Raw genomic sequence first — 26494 nt, forward strand, 5'->3', positions numbered from 1 at the left:
CGCATGCAACCCCAGCCGGCCTACCTGCTGCACAAGCGCGCCTATCGCGAGACCAGCGCGCTGGTCGACGTGCTCACCCTGGAACATGGCCATATCCGTGCCGTGGCCCAGGGCGTGCAGCGTGCCGGCAGCAAGTCCCGCGCCAAGCTGCAGCCGTTTGCGCCGCTGCATCTCACCTGGATCGGCGAGGGCGACCTCAAGCGTCTGCGCATGATGGAGACTACCCAGAGTGCGGTGCTGCTGGCCGGCGAGGGGCTGCTGTGCGGGCTCTACGCCAACGAGCTGCTGACCCGTTCGCTGCCCGTGGGGCTGCCGGTGGGCGAGGTCTTCGCCATCTATGCCTGGACCCTGGAGCGTTTGACCCGGCCCGCCGAGCGCGCCACGGCGCTGCGCCGCCTGGAGATCACCCTGCTCGAGACGCTCGACGCCGAGCCGGTGTTCGCCGATATCGACGAGCGCGCGCTCGACCCCGCCACACGCTACACCTACAGCCCGTCGAGCCGGCGTTTCTCGCCGGTGGCGGCGGACGCGCCGGGCTGGGACGGGCGCACGCTCAAGCTGCTCGCCCGCGGCGACTGGGACGCCCCCGGTCTGGCCGGGCTCAGCAAGGCGCTGACCCGGGCTGCGCTGGCGCCATTGCTGGGGCCGCAGCCGCTGCGCTCGCGCGAGCTGATGCAGCGCCTGAGCCAGCGCCGACGCGGGCTCTCCTGACTCTTGCGTGGGCGTTGGTTCGCCGACCTCGCGTGCCCCTTGCGCTGGCCGAACGCGCCGCTCGCCGCATCCCTTGACTGCACCCCCACGCCTTAACCACAGGAGTTACCTCCCATGCTCACCACCCGCATCCAACTGGGCGTCAATATCGATCATATCGCCACCCTGCGTCAGGCCCGCGGCACTCGCTACCCGGACCCGGTGCAGGCGGCGCTGCTGGCCGAGGAGGCCGGTGCCGACGGCATCACACTGCATCTGCGTGAGGATCGCCGGCATATCCAGGAGCGCGATGTCGAGCTGATCGCGGCGGTGCTCAATACCCGCATGAACCTCGAGATGGCGGTCACTGAAGAGATGATCGCGCTGGCCGAGCGCCTGCGCCCGGCGGATGTCTGCCTGGTGCCGGAGAAGCGCGAGGAGCTGACCACCGAGGGCGGTCTCGACGTGATCGGTGGGCGCGACGCGATCGCGGACGCCTGCCGTCGGCTCGCCGCCGTGGGGTGCCGGGTGTCGCTGTTCATCGATCCGGAGCCGGATCAGATCGCCGCCGCCCAGGCGGTGGGGGCGCCGCTGATCGAACTGCATACCGGCGCCTACGCTGAAGCCCGTGGCGATGCCCGCGGCGTCGAGTACGCGCGTCTCGCCGCGGCGGCGGAGCTGGCCAGCGAGCTGGGGCTGGTGGTCAACGCCGGCCACGGTCTGCACTATCACAATGTCGAGGCGATCGCGGCGATTCCCGGAATCCATGAGCTCAATATCGGCCACAGCATCATCGCCCGCGCGCTGTTCGTGGGGCTCAAGGAGGCGGTGGCGGAGATGAAGCGACTGATGGTCGCCGGCCAGGAGGCCGGGCTGGTAGCACAGCTCGAGTCCTATGATGAGGACCACGACCACGACCACGACCACGACCACGACCACGCTCACTGAGGCAGGCGTTCCCGCCCGATAAGGGCCGTTCGGTGAGCAGGGCGCCGACCGCGCGCGTCAGCGCGGCGTGGGACGCCGCTCGGCCCAGGCGGCGAGCTGGTCGCAGGCATGGGTGAGCTGCATCCACTCGCGCCGGCAGTCGGCCAGCGGTGCCTGCTGCAGGCGGGTCTCCAGCGCGCTGCAGGCGGCGCTCAGTGCGGGCACACCGCAGTAACGGCAGCCGCCCCCGAGCTGATGCACTGCCTCCCTGAGGGCGTCGGTATCCGCGGCCTGCCACGCCTGCGCCAGCGTCAGGCGGTGGTTCGGCAGTTCGCTCAGCAGCAGGGCCAGCAGTTCGTCGGCCAGCGCTTCGCGGCCGCCGCTCAGCTGCAGGGCGAGGTCGGGGTCGACCACCGCCAGCGCCGGCTCGTCGGCGGGCTCGCTGACGCCGGGCAGGTAGCGCATCAGCAGCGCCCGCAGCTGACGCTCGTCGATCGGTTTGGTCAGCAACTGCTGGCATCCGCCGGGCCCCTGCTCGGGCAGCTCGGCGCCGGGGCTGGCGCTCATGGCGACGATCGGCAGGTGCGACCAGCGCCCGCCAAGGGCACGCAGACGGGCAGTGGTCGCGGCGCCGGAAGCGTCGGGCAGGCGCAGGTCCATCAGCACCAGGTCGATGGCGTGGCCGGCGGCCAGCGCCAGCGCCGCTTCGGCGCTGCCCGCCACCAGTGAGCTGGCGCCGACGATCGGGAGCAGCGCATCCAGGTAGTGCTGGCTCAGCTCGTCGTCGTCGACCACCAGAATGCGCGGCTGGTCGCTGTTCGCCTGGCGCCCGGCGGCATCGAGCATGCCCGCCAGGGTGCGCCCCAGGAGATAGCGTGAGATCGGCAGTCGCAGCACGCTGCTGCCGACCGGCAGACGCCACGGCAGCGGCTGGGTCGGCTCGGCGTTGACCACCAGCAGGCAGGGTCTGGCCATGGCGTCGAAGCGGCGCTGCCAGGCGTCGCGCGCCGCCGGCTCGAGATCCTGCTGATCGAGCCCGATCAGCGTCAGCGCCGGCGGCTCGCGGTCCTGTATCAGAGCATCGGCGTGGGTGATCGGCTGCACTCGGGCCGACCAGCGCTTGAGCGCGTAGGCGAGCAGATGATCGAGGCGGGTATGGCGCTGATAGAGGCCGATCCGCGCCTGGCCGAGGTCGAACTCGGCGGGCCTGATGAACGGCTCGCAGGCGCCCAGCGTGACGCTGGCGACCACGCTGTTGCCGTGTCTGCCATCGTTGCCGAGACGTAGCTCGCCCTCCATCTCGCGCGTCAGCCGCCGGCACACGGCGAGACCGCTGCCGCGCCCCGCGGTCTCCATGGGTGCGGCCAGGGCTCGGCGCAGCTGCTCGCGGTCGCTACCCTCGGCACAGCCGGCATCCTTGACGCTGAGCGTCAGGCGTACGCGCTCGGCGTCGCGGCTCGCCAGCGTGACACGTGTCACCACATCACCTGCGGCGCCGTACTTGACTGCGTTGCTGATCAGATTGGTCAATAGCTGACGCAGGGCCACCGGCTGGCCTATCAGGCGCGGTGGCACGTCGTCGTAGACCATGCCCAGCAGGGTGATGCCGCGGGCCTGCGCCAGCGGCGTCTGCAGGCAGTTAACCTCCCACAGCAGATCGGCGATATCGAAGGTGGTCTCCGTCTGCCGGCGGCGCTCGTCGCCGAGCACGTGATCGACGGTATCCAGCAGACCGTTGGAAGCCAGATGGATATGCCGCAGCCACTCGCGCTGACGCGCGTCGAGGGGGCTGTTCTCGAGCAGCCGGCAGAGCCCGAGCACGCCGGAGAGCGGGGCACGCAGTTCGTGACTGACGTAGGCCAGATCGCTGATCTCATTGGCGGAATCGGGCCAGCGAGTGGGTGGGGCATCCGTCGCGATGGGCGCGGGGGGGATCGCTCCCAGGGCCGTCTCGCCGGGCGCGCGCCCGCCGTTGCTCGGGTCGCCAGCTGCTCCGGCGCGCCGATCCGCGGCGTGGTGCAGCGAAGCCCCGTGGCGTCGCCGGGCCACGCCTGCGCCGAGCAGCAGCAGTAGACTCAGACCCGAGAGTGACAGGGTCAGGATGTGGTAGCGCGAGCGCTCATCGATGTCGACCGCGTCGGGGCTCAGGCGAATGTCCAGCCACAGGCGCTGCGGTAGCTGTGCGGGGGTTAGCCAGTCGATCGGCAGCAGCCAGCGCTGTGCGGACTCCGCGTGCCAGCCACGGGCATCGGCGTTCAGCGGGCGTGGCGGCGGACCGGGAGCCTCGCCGCTGTAGTCGACTTCGCTGCCGTTCGTGTTGCGCAGGGTGACGTTGCGGATGTCGGGATCGTCCGAGAGCTGCATCAGGAGCCGGTGAAGGGTGGCGTGATCCTCGTCGCGAATCGCCTCGGTGAGCGTCGGGACCAGCACGCGACTCATCGTTCCCAGGTGTTCTGGCACCCGTTGGCCGCGCGCCTGCTCGAGCTGCCACAGATGGCGCCCGCTCAGGATCAGGACACCGATCACCAGGATCAGCGCAAGACGTGTCAGCCAGCGTGAGAGCATCGGCGGCAACGAACCCCATGATGTCGATTAGGTTGCATCTATCGGCCGATACGGCGCGATCCGTAGCGCGCGCAGGCGAGATGCCCGCCTGACGCTCGCCGCCAGGCGCCGATCGGGTCGCCCGACCGAGCGGTACACGGCTGCCTATTGAACCATCACTACGCGGCGTTGCGAATTCGTTTTGCGTTTTCCAGCGCGTCGCGGCAGGCTAGCGCTGCCCGCCAGGCGCGTGTCCTGCGACCCTCGTGGCAGCGCTGGCCGGTGGTGTGGCGGCCCCGGCTAGTGGCGTGCGACGTCGCGACCCAGGCGGCGCGTCGTGTTCGATATACGCTGCGTTCGATATACTGGGACGATGTTTTTCGCGTTCACCGCCACCGGCGGTGACGGCGCGTCATCTATACCGACTGCTAGGACATCTGCCATGGCATTTCCCACGCTCGCGCAAACCGTCGGCAATACGCCGCTGGTGAGGCTCGCTCGCATCAACGCCGGCCGCGACAACACGCTGCTGGCCAAGCTCGAAGGCAACAACCCGGCGGGCTCGGTGAAGGATCGGCCGGCGCTGTCGATGCTGCGCGAGGCGCAGGCCCGCGGCGATATCGCCCCCGGCGATACGCTGATCGAAGCCACCTCCGGCAATACCGGCATCGCGCTGGCCATGGCGGCGGCGGTGATGGGCTACCGCATGGTCCTGATCATGCCGGAGAACGCCTCCAGCGAGCGCAAGCAGGCGATGGCCGCCTATGGCGCCGAGCTGATCGGCGTGAGCAAGGAGCAGGGCATGGAGGGCGCGCGCGATCTCGCCAATGCGATGATCGCCCGTGGCGAGGGCAAGTCTCTCGACCAGTTCGCCAACGTTGACAACCCGCTGGCGCACTATCGCTCCACCGGCCCCGAGCTGTGGGAGCAGACTGCCGGGCGCATCACCCACTTCGTCAGTTCCATGGGCACCACCGGCACGATCATGGGCACCTCGCGCTATCTCAAGGAGCGCAACCCGTCGATCGAGATCGTCGGCCTGCAGCCGGCGGACGGCGCCAGCATCGCCGGCATCCGGCGCTGGCCCGAGGCTTACCGCCCGAGCATCTTCGAGCCTGCCCGGGTCGACCGCATCCTCGATATCGAGCAGCACGAGGCGGAGCATCACATGCGCCGGCTGGCGCGCGAAGAGGGCATCCTGGCCGGCGTCTCCTCCGGCGGAGCCCTGGCCGGAGCGCTGCGCATCGCCGAGGAGGTCGACAACGCGGTGATCGTGTTCATCGTGTGTGACCGTGGCGATCGCTATCTCTCCACCGGCCTTTACGCCCCGGACGCCTGAGATGGCGATGCTGGGGAAACGCCGCACGCCGGTGCGCAAACGGGAAAGCATGGCCGCCGCCAGCGGGAAAATCGCAGCGCCGGGGTTGTATATCGAGCGCCTGGCCCACGACGGTCGCGGCGTGGCGCGTGCGGCCAGCGGCAAGACGGTGTTCGTCAGCGGCGCGCTGCCCGGCGAGCGGGTCGAGGTGGCGGTGCATCGTGAGCGGCGGCGCTTCGATGAGGCCCACGTGCGCCAGCGCCTGGTCAGCGCGCCCGAGCGGGTCACCCCGCCCTGCGTCTATTTCGACCGCTGTGGCGGCTGTGATCTGCAGCACATGGATATCGCCGCCCAGCGCGAGCACAAGCGCCGGGTGGTGGGTGAGCTGCTCGCCCGGCAGGGCATCGAATCCCCCGGCGAAGTGGGGCTGATCGCCGGCGCCGATGTCGGCTACCGCCGGCGCGCGCGGCTCGGCGTCAAGCGTGACGGCGAGGGGCGCATGCATCTCGGTTTCCGCGCCCGCGGCAGCGACCAACTGGTCGATATCGTCGGCTGCATGGTGCTGACACCGGCGCTCGCCGCACTGCTGGCGCCGCTGCGCGAGCTGCTCGCAACGCTGGCCGTGCCGCGCCATGTCGGCCATCTGGAGCTGCTGTTGGATGACCACGCCGTGCCGGTGGTGGTGGTGCGCCAACTGCGCGAGGTGAGCGAGGACAGTGAGCGCTGGCGGCGCTTCGGCGAGCGCCATGGCGTCGCGGTGGCCCAGCTGCAGGGCCGTGAGCAGCCGCAGCTGCACTGGCTGGGCGCGTCGCCCACGCTGGCGGTGAGGGTGCAGGGCGCCGCCCATGCGGTGACGCTGGCGCTGGCGCCGGGGGATTTCGTCCAGGTCAACGCCGAGATCAATCAGCGTCTGATCGATACGGTCCGCGCCTGGCTGACACCGACACCGCGCATGCGGCTGCTCGATCTGTTCGCCGGCATCGGCAACTTCTCGCTGGCGCTGGCCGGCGAGGTGGCGGCGGTGACCGCCGTCGAGGGCAGCCAGACGATGGTCGAGCGCCTGCGTGCCAACGCCGACGCCAATGCGCTTCCCGCGGTGACGGCGGTGCAGGCGGACCTGAGTGCACCGGACTCGGCTCTGGAGGCACTGCTGGCGGAGCACGACACCTTGATTCTCGACCCGCCGCGGGATGGCGCCGATGCGCTCTGCCGGCGGGTGGCGCAGAGCGAGGTGGCGCAGGTGCTCTACGTCTCGTGTGACCCGGCCTCGTTGGCGCGTGATGCGGCGCATCTGGTGGCCGGTGGCCTGGTGCTGCGACGGCTGGCGATCGCCGACATGTTCCCGCACACCGCGCATCTGGAGTCGCTGGCGCTGTTCACGCGCCCGGAGGTGGCGCTCGGGGCCGGCGGTACCGATCACGATTGACTTGAATCAACGCGCAAGCGACTAGACAGCTATTATCACGAACAACGGAAGCCCGGTGTCGCGGGGCCTGCCGTTCAGCGGCAGGCGGCGGCATCAAGGGGCTCCAGGAGGCGAGGACAGGCATGGTCAAGGTGCGTGAGGATCAGCCGTCGGTCGGCCCCGGCGGTATCGATCTCGAGGGATGGCTCGAGCGGTTGAACGACGAAGTGACGCTGCGTGACCCGCAGCGCATGCGTCAGGCGTGCGAGCTGGCGCGCGCCGTGGGGGAGAACCCGCAGGCGACGGCTCAGGAGAGTGTACCCGGGCTGAGCCTGCTCACCGGTCTGGAGATGGCCGATATCTTAAGCCAGCTACGGCTCGATCAGCCGACGCTGGAGGCGGCGGTACTCTATCGCAGCGTGCGCCGGGGCCTGATCAGCGTCGAGGGCGTGGCCAAGCGCCTGGGGCGGGAGGTTGCGCAGCTGATCGAAGGCGTGCTCAGCATGGCCGCGATCAGCCAGCTGCAGGCGCCCAAGCAGGGGCTCTCCCAGCACAACCAGCAGGAGAACCTGCGCAAGATGCTGGTAACCATGGTCGACGACGTGCGCGTGGCGCTGATCAAGATCGCCGAGCGCACCTGTGCCCTGCGTCAGGTCAAGGATGCCTCGCGCGAGAAGCGCCTGCGGGTGGCGCGCGAGGTGTTCGATATCTACGCGCCGCTGGCACACCGGCTCGGCGTCGGCCAGGTGAAGTGGGAGCTCGAGGACCTGGCCTTCCGCTATCTCCACGAGAGCGAATACAAGTCGATCGCCAAGCAGCTGGCGGAGAAGCGCCTCGACCGCGACCGCTACATCAAGGAGGTGGTCGCCACCCTCGAGACGCTGCTCGAGCGTCAGGGGATCAGCCAGTACCAGGTCGACGGCCGCGCCAAGCACATCTATTCGATCTGGCGCAAGATGCAGCGCAAGCACATCGACTTCTCCCAGGTCTACGACGTGCGTGCGGTGCGCATCCTGGTGCCCGAGATCGCCGACTGCTACACCACGCTGGGGGTGGTGCACTCGCGCTGGCACCATGTGCCCAACGAGTTCGACGACTATATCGCCAACCCCAAGAAGAACGGCTACCAGTCGCTGCACACCGCGGTCTTCGGCCCCGAGAACAAGGTGCTGGAGATCCAGGTACGGACCTTCGCCATGCACGAAGAGGCCGAACTCGGGGTCTGCGCCCACTGGCGCTACAAGGGCACCGATCTCGATCCCAAGAGCCGTAGCTACGAAGAGAAGATCGCCTGGCTGCGCCAGGTACTGGAGTGGCAGGAGGAGGTCGGCGACGTCGGCGACTTCCGCGAAGGGCTCTCCAGCGACGTGGCCCCGGATCGTATCTATGTGTTCACGCCCGATGGTCACGTCATCGACATGCCGCAGGTGGCGACGCCGATCGACTTCGCCTACCGCGTGCACACCGAGATCGGCCATCGCTGCCGCGGGGCCAAGGTCGACGGGCGCATCGTGCCGTTGACCTACCTGCTCCGGACCGGCCAGCAGGTGGAGATCCTCACCGCGACCAAGAGTGCCCCCAGCCGTGACTGGCTCAACCCCAATCTGGGCTACGTGCGCACCTCGCGGGCGCGGGCCAAGATCCAGGCGTGGTTCAAGCAGCAGGCGCGCGAGCAGAACCTGGAAGAGGGCAAGGCGATCTTCGATCGTGAGTTCCGGCGTCTGGATATCGAAGGCATCGATCTCACCCGGCTCGCCGAGACGGTCAACTACACCAGCGCCGAGGACATGTACGCGGCGATCGGCGCCGGCGACCTGCGCATCGGCCAAGTGCTGCACCAGGCGCAGCAGAAGTTCGGCGAGAGCGACGACCAGGAGCAGCTCGACCGTCTGCTGACCAAGCCCAAGCGCCAGCCGTCGCGGGAGGCCGGCGACGGTATCACCGTCCTCGGCGTGGGCAACCTCAAGACGCTGATGGCCAACTGCTGCCACCCGGTGCCCGGCGATCAGATCATCGGCTACATCACCCAGGGGCGCGGGGTCACCATCCACCGCCAGGACTGCGCCAACGTGCTGCAGCTGCGCAGCGAAGAGCCGCGGCGCATCGTCGACGTCGAGTGGGGCGACCGCGCGCGAACCCAGTATCCGGTGGATATCGAGATCGAAGCCTGGGACCGCTCGGGACTGCTGCGCGATGTCACCCACGTGCTCTCCAGCGACCGGATCAACGTCACCTCGGTGAATACCGCCACCGACAAGCACGACAACATCGCGCGCATGCGCATCACCCTCGAGGTCGATGGGCTCGAGGCGCTGGAGCGTATCTTCTCGCGTATCCAGCAGTTGCCCAACGTGATCGATGTCAAACGCCTGCGCCAGGGACAGATCCAGTGAGCCTGACCGACGAGAGCACCGCGACCCAACGCTACACCCTCGACGATCTGCTGACGCTGATGGCGGTGCTGCGCGACCCCCGTGACGGCTGCCCGTGGGACCTCAAGCAGGACTGGGACTCGATCGTGCCGCACACCCTGGAGGAGGCCTACGAGGTGGCCGACGCGATCGAGCGCCGCGCCTTCGCCGAGCTGCCCGGTGAGCTCGGCGACCTGCTGTTCCAGGTGGTCTATTACAGTCAGTTCGCGCGCGAGGCGGGGCGCTTCGAATTCGCCGACATCGTCCACACCCTGACCGCCAAGATGCTGCGCCGCCATCCGCATGTGTTTCCCGACGGCACCCTGACCTCGCGGCGCAGCGATGGCGCCGTCGCCGAGTCCGAGGTCAAGGCGCGCTGGGAAGCGCTCAAGGCCGAGGAGCGCGAGGCGCGTAGCGCTCAGGCGACGCAACGCCCCTCGGCGCTGGATGACATCCCCGCCGCGCTGCCGGCGCTGACCCGCGCGGCCAAACTGAGCAAGCGCGCCGCCGGCCAGGGCTTCGACTGGCCCGACGAGCACGGCGTCATCGACAAGATTCGGGAAGAGCTGGCGGAAGTCGAGTCGGCGCTCGCCGACGGCGATCGCCAGCACGCCCAGGCCGAGGTGGGCGATCTGCTGTTCGCGGTGGTCAATCTGGCACGGCGGCTGAAGTGCGACCCCGAGCAGATGCTGCGGCGCACCAACCACAAGTTCGAGCACCGCTTCCGCCACGTCGAGGATGGCCTGGCACAAGAGGGTGTCACCCCCGGTGATGCCACGCTGGCACAGATGGAGCGCCACTGGCAGGCGGCCAAGGCGCGAGAGCGCCAGCAGGACTAGCCGCGGGAGCGCCAGCAGCAATAGAGGCTGGAGTGCCAGCAGGACTGGCCGCGGGAGCACCAGCATAAATGGGCGTGCGCTAGCCGAACGCGACCGCGGCGCTTGCCCCCGGCAGGAGAATCAGTGCGCGAGGGCGCTTGCCAGGTGTGCCTCGCTTGTGGCTATTCTGGATCATACTGTCTGCGTCATCCGGCTTGTTGCCGGCGCATCTGTCGTCGTCAGGCCGGGCGTCGCCATCGCCCATCGCCGCCCGCAGAGGAACTTTCATGAGTTCAGAGCAAGACACCAGGACGTCGGACCACGACACTTCGCTGCACGAATCGCTCAGGGAAAACGTCAGGCTGCTGGGTGATAGCCTGGGCAGAACCATCGCCAACGACATGGGCGCCGATTTCGTCGATCGCATCGAGGCGATCCGCGCGCTGGCCAAGCAGGGGCGCCAGCGTGCCGAGGCGTCCGATCGCCACGCGCTGATCGACTATCTGCGCGCGCTGCCCGATGACGAGCTGCTGCCGGTGACCCGCGCCTTCAACCAGTTTCTGAACTTCTCCAACATCGCCGAGCAGCACTATCGAGCGCGCTTTCGTCGGGTCGAGGACTACCGCCCCGGCACCCAGCCCGATCTGGGCGAGCTGATCGGACGTATCGCTTCTGCCGGCAAGTCGCCCCGCGAGATCGTCGATGCGCTGGCCGGGATGCGTGTCGATCTGGTGCTGACCGCGCACCCGACCGAGGTCATCCGGCGCACGCTGATCCAGAAGTACGATGCCATCGACGAGTGCCTGAGTCGGATCGAGACCAGCGCTGAACACCCCGAGGTGCTGCAGCGCGCCCAGGGACGGCTCGAGGAGCTGATCGCCCAGTCCTGGCATACCGACGAGATTCGTCATGAGCGGCCGACACCGGTGGACGAGGCCAAGTGGGGCTTCGCGGTGATCGAGAACGCGCTGTGGCAGGCGGTGCCGACTTTCCATCGTGATCTCGATGCGCTGCTGCTCGACGCCACCGGCGAGCGCCTGCCGCTGGACGCCTCGCCGATCCGTTTCGCCTCGTGGATGGGCGGTGACCGCGACGGCAACCCCAACGTCACTGCGGCGGTCACCCAGGAAGTGTTGCTGCTGGGCCGCTGGATGGCCGCGGATCTCTACCTGCGCGATCTCGAGCAGCTGCGTGCCGAGCTGTCGATGTGGCAGGCCAGCGACGCCCTGCGCGCCGAGGTGGGCGACGATCCCGAACCCTACCGCGCCCTGCTCAAGCAGCTCACCACCCGGCTGGAGGCGACTCGCGCCTGGGCCCGCGCCCGGCTCGATGGCGAACCGGTGGCAGATGCCCCGATCATCGAGACCCGCGCCCAGCTGCATGCGCCACTCTTGGCCTGCTACCGCTCGCTGTGTGACGTCGGTCTGGAGACCATCGCCAACGGTGTGCTGCTCGATACCCTGCGCCGGGTCGGGGTGTTCGGGGTGACTCTGGCCAAGCTCGACGTGCGCCAGGATGGCTCGCGCCACGCCCAGTGCCTCGACGAGCTGACCCGTCATCTCGAGCTCGGCAGCTATCTGGAATGGCCGGAAGCGCAGCGCCAGCAGTTCCTGCTCGACGAGTTGGCCTCGCCGCGGCCGCTGGTGCCGCCGCGCTGGACCTGCTCCGCCGAGGCGCGCGAGGTGCTCGACACCTTCCGCGTGATCGGTCGCGAGCAGCGCGAGGCGCTGGGTACCTACATCATCTCGATGGCCCAGCAGCCCTCCGACGTGCTGGCGGTGGCGCTGCTGCTGAAGGAGGCCGGCGAGGGCCTGAATCTGCCCATCGCGCCGCTGTTCGAGACCCTTGACGATCTCGACCGCGCCGGCGCGGTGATCGAGCGGCTGCTGGCGCTGCCGGGGTATCGGGCGATCGCCGGTGACTATCAGGAAGTGATGATCGGCTACTCCGACTCGGCCAAGGACGCCGGCCAGCTAGCGGCGGCCTGGGCCCAGTACCGCGCCCAGGAGCGGCTGGTCGAGGTGTGCCGCGAGGGCGGCGTGGCGCTGACCCTGTTCCACGGCCGTGGCGGTACCGTGGGGCGCGGCGGCGGCCCGGCCCATGCCGCCATCCTGTCGCAGCCGCCGGGTTCGGTGAACGGCAGTCTTCGGGTCACCGAGCAGGGCGAAATGATCCGCTTCAAGTTCGGGCAGCCGGATATCGCGCTGCGTTCGATGGAGATCTACACCTGCGCGGTGCTGGAGGCGACCCTGCTGCCGCCGCCGGCGCCGCAGCCGGCCTGGCGCGAGGAGATGGATCGCCTGGCCGATGTGGCCCACGCGGCTTATGTCGGCGTGGTGCGCGAGAATCCGGACTTCGTCGACTACTTCCGCGCGGTGACCCCGGAGAGCGCCCTGGGCCGCTTGCCACTGGGCTCGCGCCCGGCCAAGCGGCGTCAACAGGGGGGCATCGAGACGCTGCGCGCGATCCCCTGGATCTTTGCCTGGACACAGATCCGGCTGATGCTGCCGGCCTGGCTGGGCAGTGGCGAAGCCTTCGCCACCCGGGTGGCCGAGGAGGGCGGCCTGGCCCGGCTGCGCGAGATGCGCCAACAGTGGCCGTTCTTCCGCACCTACCTGGACATGCTGGAGATGCTGCTGGCCAAGTCCGATGGTCAGATCGCCGCCTACTACGAGGAGCGGCTGGTCGATGCCCCGGCGCTGCGCGAGCTGGGCGGGGCGTTGCGCCAGCGTCTGGTCGACCTGGAAGCGGTGCTGCTGCAGATCCTGGATCAGCGCACGCTGCTCGAGGATACGCCCCTGATCCGTCAGGCGATCGAGGTGCGCAATCCTTACATCGACCCGCTGCACGGGCTGCAGGCGGAGCTGTTGCAGCGTAACCGCGATGCCGACGGCGACATCAGCCCGGCGCTCTCGCGGGCGCTGATGGTCACCATGGCCGGTATCGCCGCCGGACTGCGCAATACCGGCTGAGGCGTGGCGTCGGGCCGGGGCGAGGTGATCGCCCCGTGGGCTGGGCAAAGGGAGATCGCCGATGGAGTTCAAGGACTACTATGCGGTACTCGGCGTCGAGCGCGACGCCACCCAGGAGGAGATCAAGCGCGCCTATCGCAAGCTGGCGCGCAAGTATCATCCCGATGTCAGCCACGAGGCCGACGCTGAGGCGCGCTTCAAGGCGCTGGGCGAAGCCTACGAGGTGCTCAAGGATCCGGAGAAGCGCGCCGCCTATGATGGTCTCGGTGGGCGTGAAGGCGAACGATTCGAGGCGCCGCCCGACTGGGATGCCGGCTTCGAGTTCAGCGGCGGCGGCTATACCCATGGTGAGAGTGCCGATTTCAGCGACTTCTTCGAGACGCTGTTCGGCCGCCGTGGCGCCAGGGGCGGATTCTCAGGCTTCGACGCCGCGGGCGGTTTCGAGCGCGGTGGTCGGGCCCACGGGCACGCGCTGCACGGCGAGGACCACCACGCCAAGGTGTTGATCGAGCTGGAGGATGCCTATCAGGGGGCCACGCGCACGTTGTCGCTGCAGCGCGCCGAGTTCGACCCGCAGGGGCATCTGCGCCCGCGCGAGCGCACGCTCAAGGTGCGGATCCCCAAGGGCGTCAAGGCGGGGCAGCGCATCCGCCTCGCCGGGCAGGGTGGTCCTGGCGCCAACGGCGCCGCCGCCGGCGATCTCTATCTGGAGGTGGAGTTCCGCCCGCATCCGCGCTATCGGGTCGAGGGACGTGACGTCGCCATGACGCTACCAGTGGCGCCGTGGGAGGCGGCGCTGGGCACCACGCTGTCGCTGCCGACGCCGGGCGGCGAGGTGACCCTCAAGGTGCCTGCCGGTTCCCGCGGCGGGCGCCGTCTACGCCTCAAGGGGCGAGGCATTCCCGGCACGCCGCCCGGCGATCTCTACGTCGATCTGACGCTGGTGACACCGCCGGCCGACAGTGAGGCGGTGGCGGCCGCCTATCGCCAACTGGCCGAGGCCAGCGCTTTCGACCCCCGTGCCGACCTGGGAGGTAACGGATCATGACGCGACATCTCTCATCTGCCGATGCCGACTCGGTGCTCGAGGGGGACAACCTCGACGAGCGTCCGCTGCTGACCCTGGGCGAGCTTTGCCGTAGCTGCACCGTGCACGCCGAGTGGGTGATCGAGCTGGTCGACGAGGGCATTCTCACGCCCGCTGGGCGCCAGCGTGAGCAGTGGCGCTTCTACGGCAGCAGCCTGGCCCGCGTGCGCACGGTCCGACGCCTGCAGCGCGACCTGGGGGTCAACCTGGCGGGTGCCGCGCTCGCCCTGGAGCTGATGGAAGAGCTAGAGACGCTGCGCCGGCGCCTCGATGGCGGCCCGGGCTGAGCCCCCGCTCAGCGTCAGGGCCACTCTACGTGTATGGCCGCCGCGCCCCGGGGGCCCCGGCGGTCAGCCTGGGGTGGCGTGATAGCAGGCGCGCAGCCCAGGTACCGCGAGGGCGTGGGTATCGGCGAGCGCTAGCAGTGGCGCGAGAATGGCGTCGCGCTCGGTGCGACGCCCGGCCAGCACGTCCTGGAGCATCGACGAACGGTTGCCAGCGGTGGCCTCGATCACCGCGCTGACCCATCCCTGCCACCCCGCGGCCGGGGGCGCTATCTGTGCTGCCGCCATCAGCTGCGCGATCTCCGCGCACAGCGCTGCGACCTCGGCGCGGAGCGGCGGCTCGGCGAGGGCACCATTGAGTACCCGATGGCGTGCCGTCAGCGTATTGATCACGGCGTTGACCGCCAGCTTGTGCCACAGCTTCTCATCGATGTCGTCGCAGGCGCTGGCTGCCAGGCCTGCGCGGGTGAGGGTCGCGGCGACCGCGGCCGCCATGGCGCGATGCTCTCCGGCCAGATCGCCGAGCCAGGTGTGGCCGGCTGCTGCGTGGACCACCCCGGTTGCCGGCAGCGGCCGGCGATAGGCCGCTTCGGTGGTCGCCGCGCACAGCACCGGGCCCGGCCACTCTCTGCTCAGACGCGGCTGGACGCTGAAGCCATTCTGCAACAGCAGCAGCGGAGTAGCCGGTGCCAGCCGGGCCTGCGCTAGCGCCTGCTCGGCATCGAACGCCTTGGTGGCGACGATCACCAGCGCCGGCGCCGCCGCGGAGGGCGTTAGCGTCCGAGTCTGCCAGTTGCCGTCGGCCGTCTGCAGGTGTACCTGATTCACCGCCCCCTGGCGCCCGCGCAGCATGATCTGCCCGCTATCGCTCGCCGCGGCGAGGCGCGCCGCGAACAGTTGCCCCAGCGCCCCCGCGCCGAGTACCAGCCAGGGCCCCGACGTCACGAGCCGGACCCCTGGGTGCGGCTGCCGCGGCGGCTACGCGGCTTGCGGGTGGTGCCCGTGCCGCTCTTTGTGTCGGTACTGCTCTGGGTGCCAGTACTGCTCTTGGTGCCGCTACGCCGACGCGACTGCCCGCCGCTGCCGCGCTTGGCCGTGTGGCGTTTGCCGCGAGCCGGTTTGGCGGCCTCTGGTGCGGCGCTCTGGCGTGCCGCCTTGAGCGCCTGGTCGAGCTTGCCCGCACTGGCCTGACCGAGCAGCTGGCGCAGGTCCGTGAGCAGGGCGTCGACGAAAGGCTGCGCCGCGGCATTGCCCTCGGCGATGCGGGTCAGACGCTGCTCCCACAGTGCGGTGCGTTCCGGCTGCGAGGCCGCCGGCGGCAGCGAATCGATCAGGGCGTGACCAGTCCGCGAAGCGCGCAGCGCCTTGGCCTCGCGCACCAGATAGCCGCGGGTGAGCAGGGTCTCGATGATGCCGGCCCGCGTCGCCTCGGTACCCAGGCCGTCGGTCTCGCGCAGGGTGCGCTTGACCTCGGGATCATCGACGTAGCGTGCGATGTTCATCATCGCCTTGATTAGACTGGCATCGGTGAACGGCTCTGGCGGGCGCGTCTCGCGGCTTTCGACCTCGGCGCCCAGCACGCGGGCCGTCTCGCCCTGGTGCAGCGCGGGCAGCGTAGGTACGTCGTCGCGGGTGGTGAACAGCGGCTTCCAGCCCGGCTCGAGGATTTCGCGCCCCTTGGCCTGGAAACGCTCGTCGAGAATCTCGAACAGCGCTCGGGTCTCGAAGGTCTCCAGCGGCGGGTAGAACTGCGCCAGCACGTTACGCGCGATGAGCCGGAACAGATTGGCTTCGTCGCGGGTCAGGCGTTCGACATCGGCCGGGCGACCGCTCGGCGCCAGGGCGTGGTGAGCGCCGACCTTGGCATCGTCCCAGGCTTTGGAGCGCCGGGTGAAGTCGGCCCCGCGCACCCACTGTGTGAGTGTCGCATCGTGCTGGCAGGCGCTCGCCAGGGTGCGTGCCGCCTCGCCGTGGTGAGCCGCCGGCAGATAGCGGCAGTCCGAGCGCGGGTAGGTGATCAGCTGGTGCCGCTCGTAGAGCGCCTGACACACGTCCAGCACCCGCTTGGCGGAGAGCCCGAAACGCCGCGCGGCGTCCACCTGCAGCGCCGAGAGCGAGTAGGGCAGGGGCGCCGCCTGGCGCTGGCGGCGCTGCTCCAGCGTCGCCAGCCGGCCCTGACTGCCGGGCAGGCGCGCGGCCAGGGCCTGAGCGGGACGCGGGTCGAGCAGGCGGCTCTGGGCATCCAGCGGCTGGTTCTCGCCGGGCAGCCACCAGGCGCGCAGCTCGCCGGCGGCGACCGCGAGGTCTGCCCATAGTGGATAGAACGGATAGGGTTCGAAAGCGGCGATCTCCCGGTCGCGGCGCACCACTAGCCCGAGTACCGGGGTCTGCACCCGGCCCACCGAGAGCAGGCCGTCGTAACCCGCCTGGCGGCCGATCAGCGTCCACGCCCGGGTCAGGTTGATGCCATACAGCCAGTCCGCCCGCGAGCGCGCCTCGGCGGCGGCGAACAGCGGCTGATAGCGCTGGTTGTCCTCGAGCCGGGCCAGCGCCTTGGCCACCGCCGGGCGGTTGAGATCCTGTACCAGCAGGCGCTGCAGCGGGCCGCGCCAGCCCAGGTAATCGAGCGCCTCCTGCACCAGCAGCTGGCCCTCGCGGTCGGGGTCGCCGGCGTGGACCACGCTGGTGGCGCGCTTGAGCAGTTTGCGCAGCACCGCGAGCTGACCACGGGCCTGGGGGCGCGGTACCAGCTGCCAGCGGCCCGGCACGATGGGCAGGTCGTCGAGCCGCCACTGCTGGTAGCGGGGGTCGTAGGCCTCCGGCGGGGCCTGTTCCAGCAGATGGCCCAGACACCAGCTGACGCAGGTATCCCCGGCTTCCAGATAGCCTTCGCGGCGTACCGCCGGGGCGGGCAGGGCCGCGGCGATGGCCCGGGCCAGGCTGGGCTTTTCGGCGACGATCAGACGCATGCGCGGTTCACTTCTCCAGGTGCCGGCGGGCGCGTACCAGGGCGCGGTACCACTGGCGGTGCGGTGTGCCCACCGCCGGTGGCGCCATGCTCAGATAGCTGACGTTGGGCGTTTCGCTGCGCTCCAGATTGACGTTGGTGAGCATCGTCAGGGTGGCCTCGCGGGCACCGTACTGGCGCTGCAGAAAGGCCATCGCCTCCGGTTCCAGCGCCACCCGATAGTGACGCACCAGCGCCAATGCCAGGGACTCGGCGGTACGCGACAGGTCGGTCTCGATCTCGCGTACCATCGCCGAGCCCATGGCCGCCTTGGCCGCGGCCGAGAGGTTGGGTTCGAGCTGGCCGAAGTCGGCCGCGTTGGAGCTGTTGATGGCGCGCTGTACCGCCGGGCGCGATAGCTGCACGTGGGGCTCCAGAGCGAGGAAGATCTCCACTGCCACACGCTTGGCGGTATCGACGCCGACGCTCAGCTGGGTGTCGCGCTCGGCCTGGCGCAGGCGATCGCGGAAGGTGCCGATGTTGGCCTTCTCCATATAGCGGCCGAGCAGCTTGCACACCTCTGCCTTGGCCTCGTCGTCGAGGGCGATCTTGCTCTCGCGAATGCGCAGACCGCGCCGCCCCGGCCCCAACCGCAGGCGGGTGGTGCTGTCGGAGAGGTTGGCGCTGAGCGCTTCCCAGCGCTCGGCCATGCGCAGGCGGTGAGCATGGCTGCGCCCGACCGACTCGTAGGCGCTGGAGACGCTCTTGTAGAGCTTGATCGCGTTGGTCAGCACCTCGGCGTTGTCGCGCAGCGTCTGGCGCTCCTCCTTACGCCCGTTCTGGATCGCCCGCACCTGGGCGTCGATACGCGCGCTGAGGTCGTCGATCGCCGCCACGCTGTGGGCGAGCAGGGCATCGGCGCGCTGGCCGGAGACGCTCTCGGCCAGCGGCGTGGCGGAGCGTTCGGTGAGATAGGTGTTGAGCGCCTTGAGTCGCGAGAGCCCGGTGGCCTGGGCGATGCGGTGGCGGGCGCGCGCCTCCTCGAGGTTGTCGAAGGCGCGCGCCAGCTTCCAGCGCCCGCGGTACTCGAACGAGAGCACCGGGATCTGGCGGCCGCTGATCAGTTCGAAGGCCAGAATCACCATCTCCTCGACGTCCTGCAGCGTCATCAGCAGGTCGTTGTCGTTCTCGATCGCCGCCATCACGCGTTCGATGAAGTTCTCGTCCCGCGCTACGCCATAGCGCGGGTCGGGGGCGTGCCCCTCGAAGCGCTCGCGCAGCAGGGTGATGGCCTGGGGCGCGAGGTCGAACAGCTCGCCGAACTGCGGTTCGATACGCTCGCGGTAGGTCGTGAAGAGATCGCTGATACGGGCGTGCAGGCCGACCCGGCGGTAGACCTCGATCTGGCCGATCAGGCGCGCGCTTTCGGGGTCGTCGAGCAGCTCCAGCGCGGCCAGCTCGACGCCCGCCGGCGACAGGTCCTGCTTGCGCAGCAGCATGGCCGCGGCCTCGCGGCGACGGGCGTCGCCGTCGAGGCTCTCGACGATCAGGTTGCGCGTCGCCAGCAGCAGTTCCGGCAGGGTCTTGATCACCCGCTCGATGCGCTGCGAGGTGCGCTCGACGCGTCGCCCGCGGGTCAGGTGATGGGTCAGGTTGGCGAGTACGCCGAAGATGCCGGTGATGACCGTGAACGAGATGAAGAAGATGTAGTTCTCGATCGTCGGCGCCTTGCCGTAGCCGAGCAGATAGCCGCCCCAGGCGCCGAGCAGGGTCACCGGACCGGCGGTCCAGAGGATCTGCAGCAGGCTCACGGTCCACGGCACTTTTTCCACCGCGGCGGTGATACGGCGGATCTCGTCGCGCCCTTCACGCTCCAGGCGCACCTGGGGGGTGTCGCTGGCGGTGGCGTGGGATCGGCGGCGAAGCATGGGGGGAATCAACGAGAGCAAGCTTGCTCCTTGCAAACAGCGGCGGACACAGCGGGCGGCGGCTAACTTAGCACCCCAGGTCGAGCCTCGCCAGCGCTGTTGCCGAGCATGCTAGGATGGGGCCAACCGGACGGAGGAACGCCATGCTGACTGCTTGGGTCGAACAGCTGCTGGGCTATGCCAGCGGCGCCCTCGAGACAATTCGCGACAACGAACACTACCCGGCACTGATGGCATGGGCGCGCACGCAGGGCGCCGAGCATTGCGGCGGCAGTCTGGACATGGCACAGGCGCTGGCGCCGATCATCTGGAACCAGACGCCGCTGGTGCGGCGCCAATTCGACTGCGAACCGCTGGCCGAGCCCAGGCCCGATGAACCCTGCTGGTGCGATTCGGGGCGCGCTTACCGCGACTGCTGTCGGCGGGTGAGCCTGCCGAGTGGGGTGCCGGCGCATCTGATGTGGATGCTGTCGCTGCGTGAATGGCGCGGCGAGACGCTGAAGGCCGCGCTGGAGAGCCGCAAGGCGCCGGCGCAGGCGCTGCTCGAAGCGGGTATCGTATCCGCCGAAAGCGGCAACAACGGCCGCGCCCAGCAGATTCTCGAGTCGCTGTTCGCCGGCGAGCGTGACTGGCAGGCGCTGGCCGAGCAGATCGAGCCGGCCTTCGAGATCCTGATCGACCTCTATCAGGAGCGCGGCTTCCTGCGCAAGCGCACGACGCTGATCGAACGCGTCATCGCCAGTGGCCCCGATTTCCTGCGCGCCGCGGCCTACGAGCGACTGTGTCTGATGCATCTCGACAGCGGAGACCTGGCCAGTGCCCGCGAGGCGTTCCAGAGCGCCCAGCGCACTCTGCCGGACTCGCCGTCGCTGGCCTATATCGAAGCCATGGTGCTGCTGCATGAGGGCAACGTGGGCAAGGCGCGCCAACGCGCGGCGTTCTGGTGGCGGCGGCTGGCACGCCAACACCAGGCCGACCCCGATCAGCTCGACTTCATCGCCGAGCTGGCCGACGACCCCGAGTCGACCCTCGCCGAACAGGTGATCAACTCCGAGGAGGCACTGGCCGGGCCGCTGACCGCGCTGCAGGCGCTGCTGCACACTCAGCAGCGGCCGCCGCGGCTGGTGCTGTCGCGTTCGCCGGAGGGGGCGCTGCTCTACGAGCCCAGCCGGCGCGAGGCATCACTCTACGCTGGCTGGATCGAAGCCTGTGAGATCGAGATCGACGAGGACGCCGCGCTCGGATTCCTCGGTGACCCCTGGGTCACTGCGCCGCAGTGGCTTCAAGGGCTGTGTGCCAACCCCGAGTGGCTCGGCGCGCCCAAGGTGATGCAGGCATTGACCCTGGCGCTGGCGAGCCGCTTCGGCAGCCTGCCATGGATGGTCGATACCTTCTTCACCCCTTTGGCCGAGCGCTACGGCGCCTGGCTGACCCAGCTCGAGGATGCCGGCGGCACCTTCTCCTGGCACGACGCTGACAACGCCACGCTGCTGCGCACCGGCCTGGCGCTGGTGATCGGTATGGAGCGTGGCGCCGGGCCCCAGGCGCGGGCGCTGGCGCAGCGGCTTTTAGCGCTGGACGCCGAGGATAGCCTGGGCCTGCGCGAGCTGGTGATCGATCAGCTGCTGCGTGAGGGCAACGACGACCAGGCGCTGGCGGTGAGCGAGGCCGGACCGGAAGGCGCCGACATGCTGGGTGTGCAGATGGGGCGGGTGCTGGCGCTCTACCGTCTGGCGCGGCATGACGATGCGCGTGCGGTACTCGGTGAGGTGTGTGCCGCCAACCCCTATATCGTGCGCGTACTGTGCGAGGATCGCCCGCGCCCGGCGCGCTTGAGCGTCGATATGCCTGAGCCTGGCACCCGCGCCGAGGCGTGGCAATACCGCCAACTGATGCGCGATCAATGGGCGGCCTCGGACGGCGCGCTGGAGTGGCTCTCGCGTCAGCCCTGCGCGCGCGCCGGCGAGGGCCGCCGCAGTCAGTGATCGCCGAGGAGGCCGGCCGCCGCTTCAGCGCGCCGGCGTGTCGCGTGCCCCGCCGAGTGCCGGCAGGCGCCGGCCCAGCCACCAGGCCAGGGCGATCGCCGGGACTCCGAGCAGCCCGCTCAGCACGAAAAAGGGGGCGAAGCCCAGGTGGGCCACGGCAACCCCCGAAAAGCCGCCGATGAACTTGCCCGGCAGCGTCATCAGCGACGAGAACAGTGCGTACTGAGTCGCGGTGTAGGCGCGTGAGGTGAGGCTCGACAGGAAGGCGATGAACACCGTGCTGGCGAGGCCGTTGGCGAGGTTGTCGCCGGTGATGGTGAGTACCAGCAGCGGCAGGCTCTTTCCGCCCAGAGCCAGCACCGCGAACGCCATGTTGGTCAGCGCCACCGCGATACCGCCGATCACCAGCATGCGTGCCAGGCCGTAGCGCACCACCAGCAGCCCGCCGAGCACGCCACCGCCAATGGTCATGGCGACGCCGAACACCTTGGTCACGCTGGCGATCTCGCTCTTGGTGAAGCCCAGACTCAGGTAGAGCGGGTTGGCCATCGCCGCCATCACGATGTCGCCGATGCGGTAGATTGCCACGAACAGCAGCAGGGCGAAGGCCAGGCGCGCGTAACGCTGGAAGAAGTCCGCCACCGGACAAGCCACGGCGGCGATCAGCCATACCCCGGCGCGGCGCTGCCACTCGGGGCGCGAAGCGCCGGCGCGCAAAAAGCGCCTGACCCGTGGATGGAACAGGACCCGGCCCAGCCCCTGCTGGCGCGGCGGCTCGGGACGCAGCAGCACCGTGAGCATGCCGATGCCGACCAGCGCGGCCATGCTCAGATAGGCCACCGACCAGGACGCGGCGTCGGCGATATACAGCGCCCCGGCGCCGGCGACCACGATGCCGATGCGGTAGCCGATGATATAGGTCGATGCCATCGCCGCCTGGATCTCGGCCTCGCCGGATTCGATGCGGTAGGCGTCGATGACGATATCCTGAGTCGCCGCGCCGAAGGCGGTGAGCAGGGCAAAGGCGGCGACCAGCGGCAGATGTCCCAGCGGATCGACCCCGGAGAGCCCGAACAGCCCGGCGGCGATCAGCGCCTGCCCCAGCAGCATCCAGCTACGCCGCTGGCCGAGGGCACGCCCCAGCAGCGGCAGGCGCACGCGGTCGACGATCGGCGCCCAGAACAGCTTGATCGAGTAGAGCATGCCGATCCAGCTGAAGAAGCCGATGGCGGCGACATCGACGCCGCTGTCCTCGAGCCAGGCGGTCAGGGTGGAGAACACCAGGAGATAGGGCAGGCCCGCGGAAAACCCCAGAAACAGCAGGGTGATGACCGGGGCGCGCAGATAGACCCGGCACGATGTCAGCCAGTCGCGTGGCTCGCGTTGCATGCAACCTCCAGACAGGGTCCGCCGCGTCGCGGGCGGACGTGGTGACGCGAAAAATGCTACTCTAGCCGATCGTGTCGCGTCTGGCGCGGGGGATCTGATGACCACGCTTCCCTGCCCGGGCACGCCACGGGATTATGATCGCGATCAGGAAGACGAGCATGACCACGGAGTCGACGAACGACGGTGACGCGCTGCCTCGCTGGTATGTGATCCAGTGCAAGGGTGGTGAGTCGTTTCGCGCCAGCGAACATCTGGACAACCAGGGCTACGAGGTGTTCCACCCGGTGCTGGAAGTCCAGAAGCGCCGCCGCGGCAAGCTGGTCTGGGTAGCCGAGCCGCTGTTTCCCCACTATCTGTTCATTCGCCTCGACCGCCTCGCCAGCAACTGGCGCCCGATTCGCTCCACCCGTGGCGTGCTGCGGCTGGTCGGCTTCGGCCACGAGCCGGTGGCGGTGCAGGATGCACTGATCGCGACCCTGCGCGACCGTGTCGCTGCGGATACCAGCCGCGAGCGCGCCAATGTCTACTACCGGCGTGGCGACCTGGTCGAGATCACCGACGGGCCGTTTCGCGCCCTGCAGGCGATATTCGACGCCCAGAAGGGCGAGGAGCGCGCCATCGTGCTGCTCAACCTGCTGCAGCAGACCCAGCGGCTGGAGCTGCCAGTGGAGGCGCTGCGCAAGCCGGTTTCCTAGGCACTGGCTGAAAAGGACTGCGCTCGCTGACTTGTCGTACAAACCCCAGGGTTGGCAAGCAAAGCCGCCGATATTCTCTCTTTCCAGGAACGATCTTCAGCCACGACTTTCAGGAACGACCCATGACGGCAATGACCATCACCCCCGGACGTGTCGCCACGCTGCACTACCGCTTGAGCGATGCCGACGGGCGCACCCTCGATGACTCCCGCGCGCGCCAGCAGCCGCTGAGCTATCTGCACGGCCACGGTAACCTGTTCGCGGCGCTCGAAGCGCACTTGGCGGATGCCGCGCCCGGCGCGCAGATGCGTGTGACGCTGAGCCCGGCGCAGAGCTATGGCGAGCGCGACGAAGCGCTGGTCAGCGAGACCGCGCGTAGCGCCTTTCCCGCCGACCAGCCGCTGCAGGCGGGCGCGCGCTTCCAGGCCCAGGGGCCGGAGGGGCCGCATACGGTGACGGTGATCGCCGCCGGCGCCGACAGCGTCACCGTGGACGCCAATCATCCGCTGGCCGGCCAGACGCTGAGCTACGAGATCGAGATCCTTGAGGTGCGCGAGGCCACCCGTGCCGAGCGGGTCAAGGGGCATCCGCTGCCGCCGGGCACTTCGCACACCGAGGTCGAGGACCGCAAGCAGGTCTGATCCGACGCCGCTCGCGCGGCGCTCAGCGAACTACCCACCAGCGCTGGTACCACGCCGCCATCACGCGCTCTGGATAGGTGGTGCGCCCAAGGCTGCCGTTGTACCGGGCCAGGGCGCGGGTCCAGTCACCGTTCTCCCGGGCCAGATAGTGGGCGAGGATGGTACAGCCGTAGCGCAGATTGGTGGCGGCGTCCTCCAGATCGTCCCCCGGGCGGCCGATCTCGGCCTTCCAGAACGGCATCACCTGCATCAGCCCGCGCGCCCCGGCGCCCGAGCGGGCCGCGGGGTGAAAGCGACTCTCGACGTCGATCAGTGCCAGCACCAGCGCCGGTGGCAGGGCGACGCGACGCGCTTCGACGTAAATGCGCTGCAGCAGGCGCAAGCGCGCCTGGCGATCGGGGTAGGCAGTGGGGTGACGCCGGGCCAGGCGCGACTGCATGTCGAGCAGCCACACCTGGGCATCGAAGTTATCGCCGCTGTCGGGTTCGGCGGCCATCGCCCGTGCCAGCGCCTGGATCAGCGCCGGATCGGGCGGTGTGTGCGCCGGGTCGATGTCCGCGGCGGGCGCGGCGAGTCGGGAAGGAGGCGATGCCGCGGCCTGGGCCGCGGCGGCAGGCAGCGGGCCGGCCGCCAGCAGCAGCGCTGCCAGCGTGCCGGCGAGGGCTCGCCGGGTTAGGCGATGATCAGCCCAGGCGCTCAGCGAGGAACGCATCGAGATCCTCGACGGCGACCATGGTGACTTCGCTGTCGCGGCGCCCCTTGTACTCCAGCTCGCCGTTGTCCAGGCCGCGGTCGCCGATCACCAGGCGGTGGGGGATACCCATCAGTTCCTGATCGGCGAACTTGACCCCGGGGCGCAGGTCGCGGTCGTCGAGCAGCACATCGATACCCGCGGCGGTGAGGCGGGTGTAGAGCGCCTCGGCAGTATCGCGCACGCGCTCTGACTTGTGCGCGTTCATCGGCACGATCGCCAGTTGGAACGGGGCGATGGCATCGGGCCAGATGATGCCGCCGGCGTCGTGATTCTGCTCGATGGCGGCGGCGACCACGCGGGTGATGCCGATGCCGTAGCAGCCCATGTGCAGGGTGGCGGGCTGGCCGTTGTCACCCAGCACGGTGGCGTTCATCGCCTGCGAGTACTTCTGGCCCAGTTGGAACACGTGGCCGACCTCGATGCCGCGGGTGATGGCGAGGGTGCCCTGGCCGTCCGGCGAGGGGTCACCTTCGACCACGTTACGCAGGTCGGCAACCTCGGGCAGCGGCAGATCGCGCTCCCAGTTGATCCCGAACAGGTGCTGATCGTCGATGTTGGCACCGGCGCCGAAATCGCTCATCAGGGCTACGCTGCGGTCGACGATCAGCGGCATCGGCAGCCCCACCGGGCCCAGCGAACCGGGGCCGGCGCCCACCGCGGCGCGAATCTCGCTCTCCTCGGCCATGGTCAGCGGCGCCTTGACCTGGGGTAGGTGCTCCGCCTTGATCTCGTTGAGCTGATGGTCACCACGCACCATCAGGGCCACCAGGCCACCCTCGGCGCCGTGCACGATCAAGGTCTTGACCGTCTTTTCGATCGGCAGGTCGAACCCTTCGACCAGCGCCGCAATGGTGCGTACGCCGGGGGTGGGCACCTGACGCAGGCTCTCCTGCGGCGCCGCGCGCTCGGCGCCGACCGGGGGCATGGCTTCGGCCTTCTCGATATTGGCGGCGTAGTCCGAGCCGGTGGAGAAGATCACCGCGTCTTCACCGGAGTCGGCGAGGACGTGGAACTCGTGGGAGCCGGTGCCGCCGATCGAGCCGTTGTCGGCGAGCACCGCGCGGAAATCGAGCCCCAGGCGGGTGAAGATGCGCACGTAGGCGTCGTACATCTTCTGGTACGAGCGCGCCAGCCCGGCCTCGTCGACGTCGAAGGAGTAGGCATCCTTCATAATGAACTCGCGCGAACGCATGACGCCGAAGCGCGGGCGGATCTCGTCGCGGAACTTGGTCTGGATCTGATAGAAGTTGGTCGGCAACTGTTTGTAGCTCGACAGCTCGCGCCGCACCAGATCAGTGATCACCTCTTCATGCGTCGGGCCGACGCAGTAGTCGCGCTGATGGCGATCCTTGAGACGCAGCAGTTCGGGGCCGTACTGCTCCCAGCGGCCGGACTCCTGCCACAGCTCGGCCGGCTGCACCGCCGGCATCAGCACCTCCTGGGCGCCAGCGAGATCCATCTCCTCGCGCACGATGCGCTCGACCTTGCGCAGGGTACGCAGGCCCACCGGCAGCCAGGTGTAGAGCCCCGAGGTCAGACGGCGGATCATGCCGGCACGCAGCATCAGCTGGTGGCTGATGATTTCCGCATCCGCCGGCGTTTCCTTGAGGGTCGAGATCTGTAGTTGGCTGGCGCGCATGGCGTGTTCGTTCCTGTATTCAGCAGCGGTGTCCGGGACCGGCGGTGAGCCGGGTGCGGC

The 26494-nt window shown here is 69.2% G+C and carries 19 protein-coding genes; 12 read left to right on the forward strand and 7 right to left on the reverse strand.

The window, feature by feature from the left end; genetic code table 11:
• The first annotated feature begins 3 nt into the window (after positions 1-3).
• The gene (gene recO / locus J0A90_RS00585) at positions 4-711 is read left to right on the forward strand and encodes a DNA repair protein RecO (protein WP_207037260.1); all 708 of its coding nucleotides are present in this window, start codon (positions 4-6) and stop codon (positions 709-711) included.
• Between the two features lie 114 nt (positions 712-825).
• Positions 826-1638, forward strand: coding sequence for a pyridoxine 5'-phosphate synthase (gene pdxJ / locus J0A90_RS00590; protein WP_207037259.1), 813 nt, complete (start codon positions 826-828; stop codon positions 1636-1638).
• 57 nt (positions 1639-1695) lie between these two features.
• Here the strand turns inward: pdxJ and J0A90_RS00595 are convergent, their stop codons facing one another.
• Entirely contained in the window at positions 1696-4182 is a 2487-nt protein-coding gene (locus tag J0A90_RS00595; RefSeq protein ID WP_207037258.1) for an Hpt domain-containing protein, read from the reverse strand.
• A gap of 421 nt (positions 4183-4603) precedes the next feature.
• On the opposite strand from J0A90_RS00595, the gene cysM reads away from it, so the two are divergent.
• The 7 genes from cysM (at position 4604) to J0A90_RS00630 (ending at position 14459) form a co-directional block, all read left to right on the forward strand.
• Positions 4604-5500, forward strand: a complete 897-nt coding sequence (gene cysM, locus J0A90_RS00600) for a cysteine synthase CysM (RefSeq protein ID WP_207037257.1) — start codon at positions 4604-4606, stop codon at positions 5498-5500.
• Between the two features lie 7 nt (positions 5501-5507).
• A complete protein-coding gene (locus J0A90_RS00605; RefSeq protein ID WP_233076381.1) occupies positions 5508-6905 on the forward strand; it encodes a TRAM domain-containing protein in 1398 nt (465 codons plus the stop codon).
• 122 nt (positions 6906-7027) lie between these two features.
• Positions 7028-9277, forward strand: a complete 2250-nt coding sequence (gene relA, locus J0A90_RS00610; protein WP_207037255.1) for a GTP diphosphokinase — start codon at positions 7028-7030, stop codon at positions 9275-9277.
• Entirely contained in the window at positions 9274-10134 is an 861-nt protein-coding gene (gene mazG / locus J0A90_RS00615; RefSeq protein ID WP_370635702.1) for a nucleoside triphosphate pyrophosphohydrolase, read from the forward strand. Before relA ends, mazG begins: the two co-directional genes overlap by 4 nt.
• Before the next feature lie 266 nt (positions 10135-10400).
• On the forward strand, positions 10401-13085 hold the full coding sequence (ppc, locus tag J0A90_RS00620) for a phosphoenolpyruvate carboxylase (RefSeq protein ID WP_207037254.1): 2685 nt from the start codon (positions 10401-10403) through the stop codon (positions 13083-13085).
• Between the two features lie 61 nt (positions 13086-13146).
• A complete protein-coding gene (locus J0A90_RS00625) occupies positions 13147-14133 on the forward strand; it encodes a DnaJ C-terminal domain-containing protein (RefSeq protein WP_207037253.1) in 987 nt (328 codons plus the stop codon).
• Positions 14130-14459, forward strand: coding sequence for a chaperone modulator CbpM (locus J0A90_RS00630; protein WP_207037252.1), 330 nt, complete (start codon positions 14130-14132; stop codon positions 14457-14459). Before J0A90_RS00625 ends, J0A90_RS00630 begins: the two co-directional genes overlap by 4 nt.
• A 63-nt stretch (positions 14460-14522) precedes the next feature.
• Here J0A90_RS00630 and J0A90_RS00635 read toward each other — a convergent pair whose 3' ends face one another.
• From J0A90_RS00635 to J0A90_RS00645, 3 genes are read right to left on the reverse strand one after another with little or no spacing between them, the layout of a single operon-like run.
• Entirely contained in the window at positions 14523-15401 is an 879-nt protein-coding gene (locus tag J0A90_RS00635; RefSeq protein WP_207037251.1) for a 2-dehydropantoate 2-reductase, read from the reverse strand.
• Positions 15398-17425, reverse strand: a complete 2028-nt coding sequence (locus tag J0A90_RS00640; RefSeq protein WP_207037250.1) for a DNA topoisomerase III — start codon at positions 17423-17425, stop codon at positions 15398-15400. The genes J0A90_RS00635 and J0A90_RS00640 overlap by 4 nt, the downstream gene beginning before the upstream one ends.
• Before the next feature lie 7 nt (positions 17426-17432).
• Positions 17433-19331 (reverse strand): hypothetical protein, encoded by a 1899-nt coding sequence (locus J0A90_RS00645; RefSeq protein ID WP_207037249.1) that lies wholly within the window; start codon positions 19329-19331, stop codon positions 17433-17435.
• A gap of 143 nt (positions 19332-19474) precedes the next feature.
• Between J0A90_RS00645 and J0A90_RS00650 the strand changes: the two genes are divergently transcribed.
• Positions 19475-21316, forward strand: a complete 1842-nt coding sequence (locus tag J0A90_RS00650; protein WP_207037248.1) for an SEC-C domain-containing protein — start codon at positions 19475-19477, stop codon at positions 21314-21316.
• Positions 21317-21340: 24 nt separating this feature from the next.
• Here J0A90_RS00650 and J0A90_RS00655 read toward each other — a convergent pair whose 3' ends face one another.
• The gene (locus tag J0A90_RS00655; protein ID WP_207037247.1) at positions 21341-22705 is read right to left on the reverse strand and encodes an MFS transporter; all 1365 of its coding nucleotides are present in this window, start codon (positions 22703-22705) and stop codon (positions 21341-21343) included.
• Between the two features lie 158 nt (positions 22706-22863).
• Between J0A90_RS00655 and rfaH the strand changes: the two genes are divergently transcribed.
• Together rfaH and J0A90_RS00665 are read left to right on the forward strand one after the other, a co-directional pair.
• Positions 22864-23400: a transcription/translation regulatory transformer protein RfaH gene (rfaH, locus tag J0A90_RS00660; protein WP_035469994.1), complete on the forward strand. Its 537-nt coding sequence runs from the start codon at positions 22864-22866 to the stop codon at positions 23398-23400.
• Between the two features lie 131 nt (positions 23401-23531).
• Positions 23532-24041, forward strand: coding sequence for a peptidylprolyl isomerase (locus J0A90_RS00665; protein WP_207037297.1), 510 nt, complete (start codon positions 23532-23534; stop codon positions 24039-24041).
• 22 nt (positions 24042-24063) lie between these two features.
• On the opposite strand, the gene J0A90_RS00670 is transcribed toward J0A90_RS00665, so the two are convergent.
• Together J0A90_RS00670 and J0A90_RS00675 are read right to left on the reverse strand one after the other, a co-directional pair.
• On the reverse strand, positions 24064-24753 hold the full coding sequence (locus J0A90_RS00670) for a lytic transglycosylase domain-containing protein (protein WP_370635703.1): 690 nt from the start codon (positions 24751-24753) through the stop codon (positions 24064-24066).
• Positions 24725-26434: a proline--tRNA ligase gene (locus J0A90_RS00675; protein WP_207037246.1), complete on the reverse strand. Its 1710-nt coding sequence runs from the start codon at positions 26432-26434 to the stop codon at positions 24725-24727. Before J0A90_RS00675 ends, J0A90_RS00670 begins: the two co-directional genes overlap by 29 nt.
• Positions 26435-26494: the final 60 nt, after the last annotated feature.

This window comes from Salinicola sp. DM10, from assembly GCF_017306975.2.
Taxonomy (GTDB): domain Bacteria; phylum Pseudomonadota; class Gammaproteobacteria; order Pseudomonadales; family Halomonadaceae; genus Salinicola.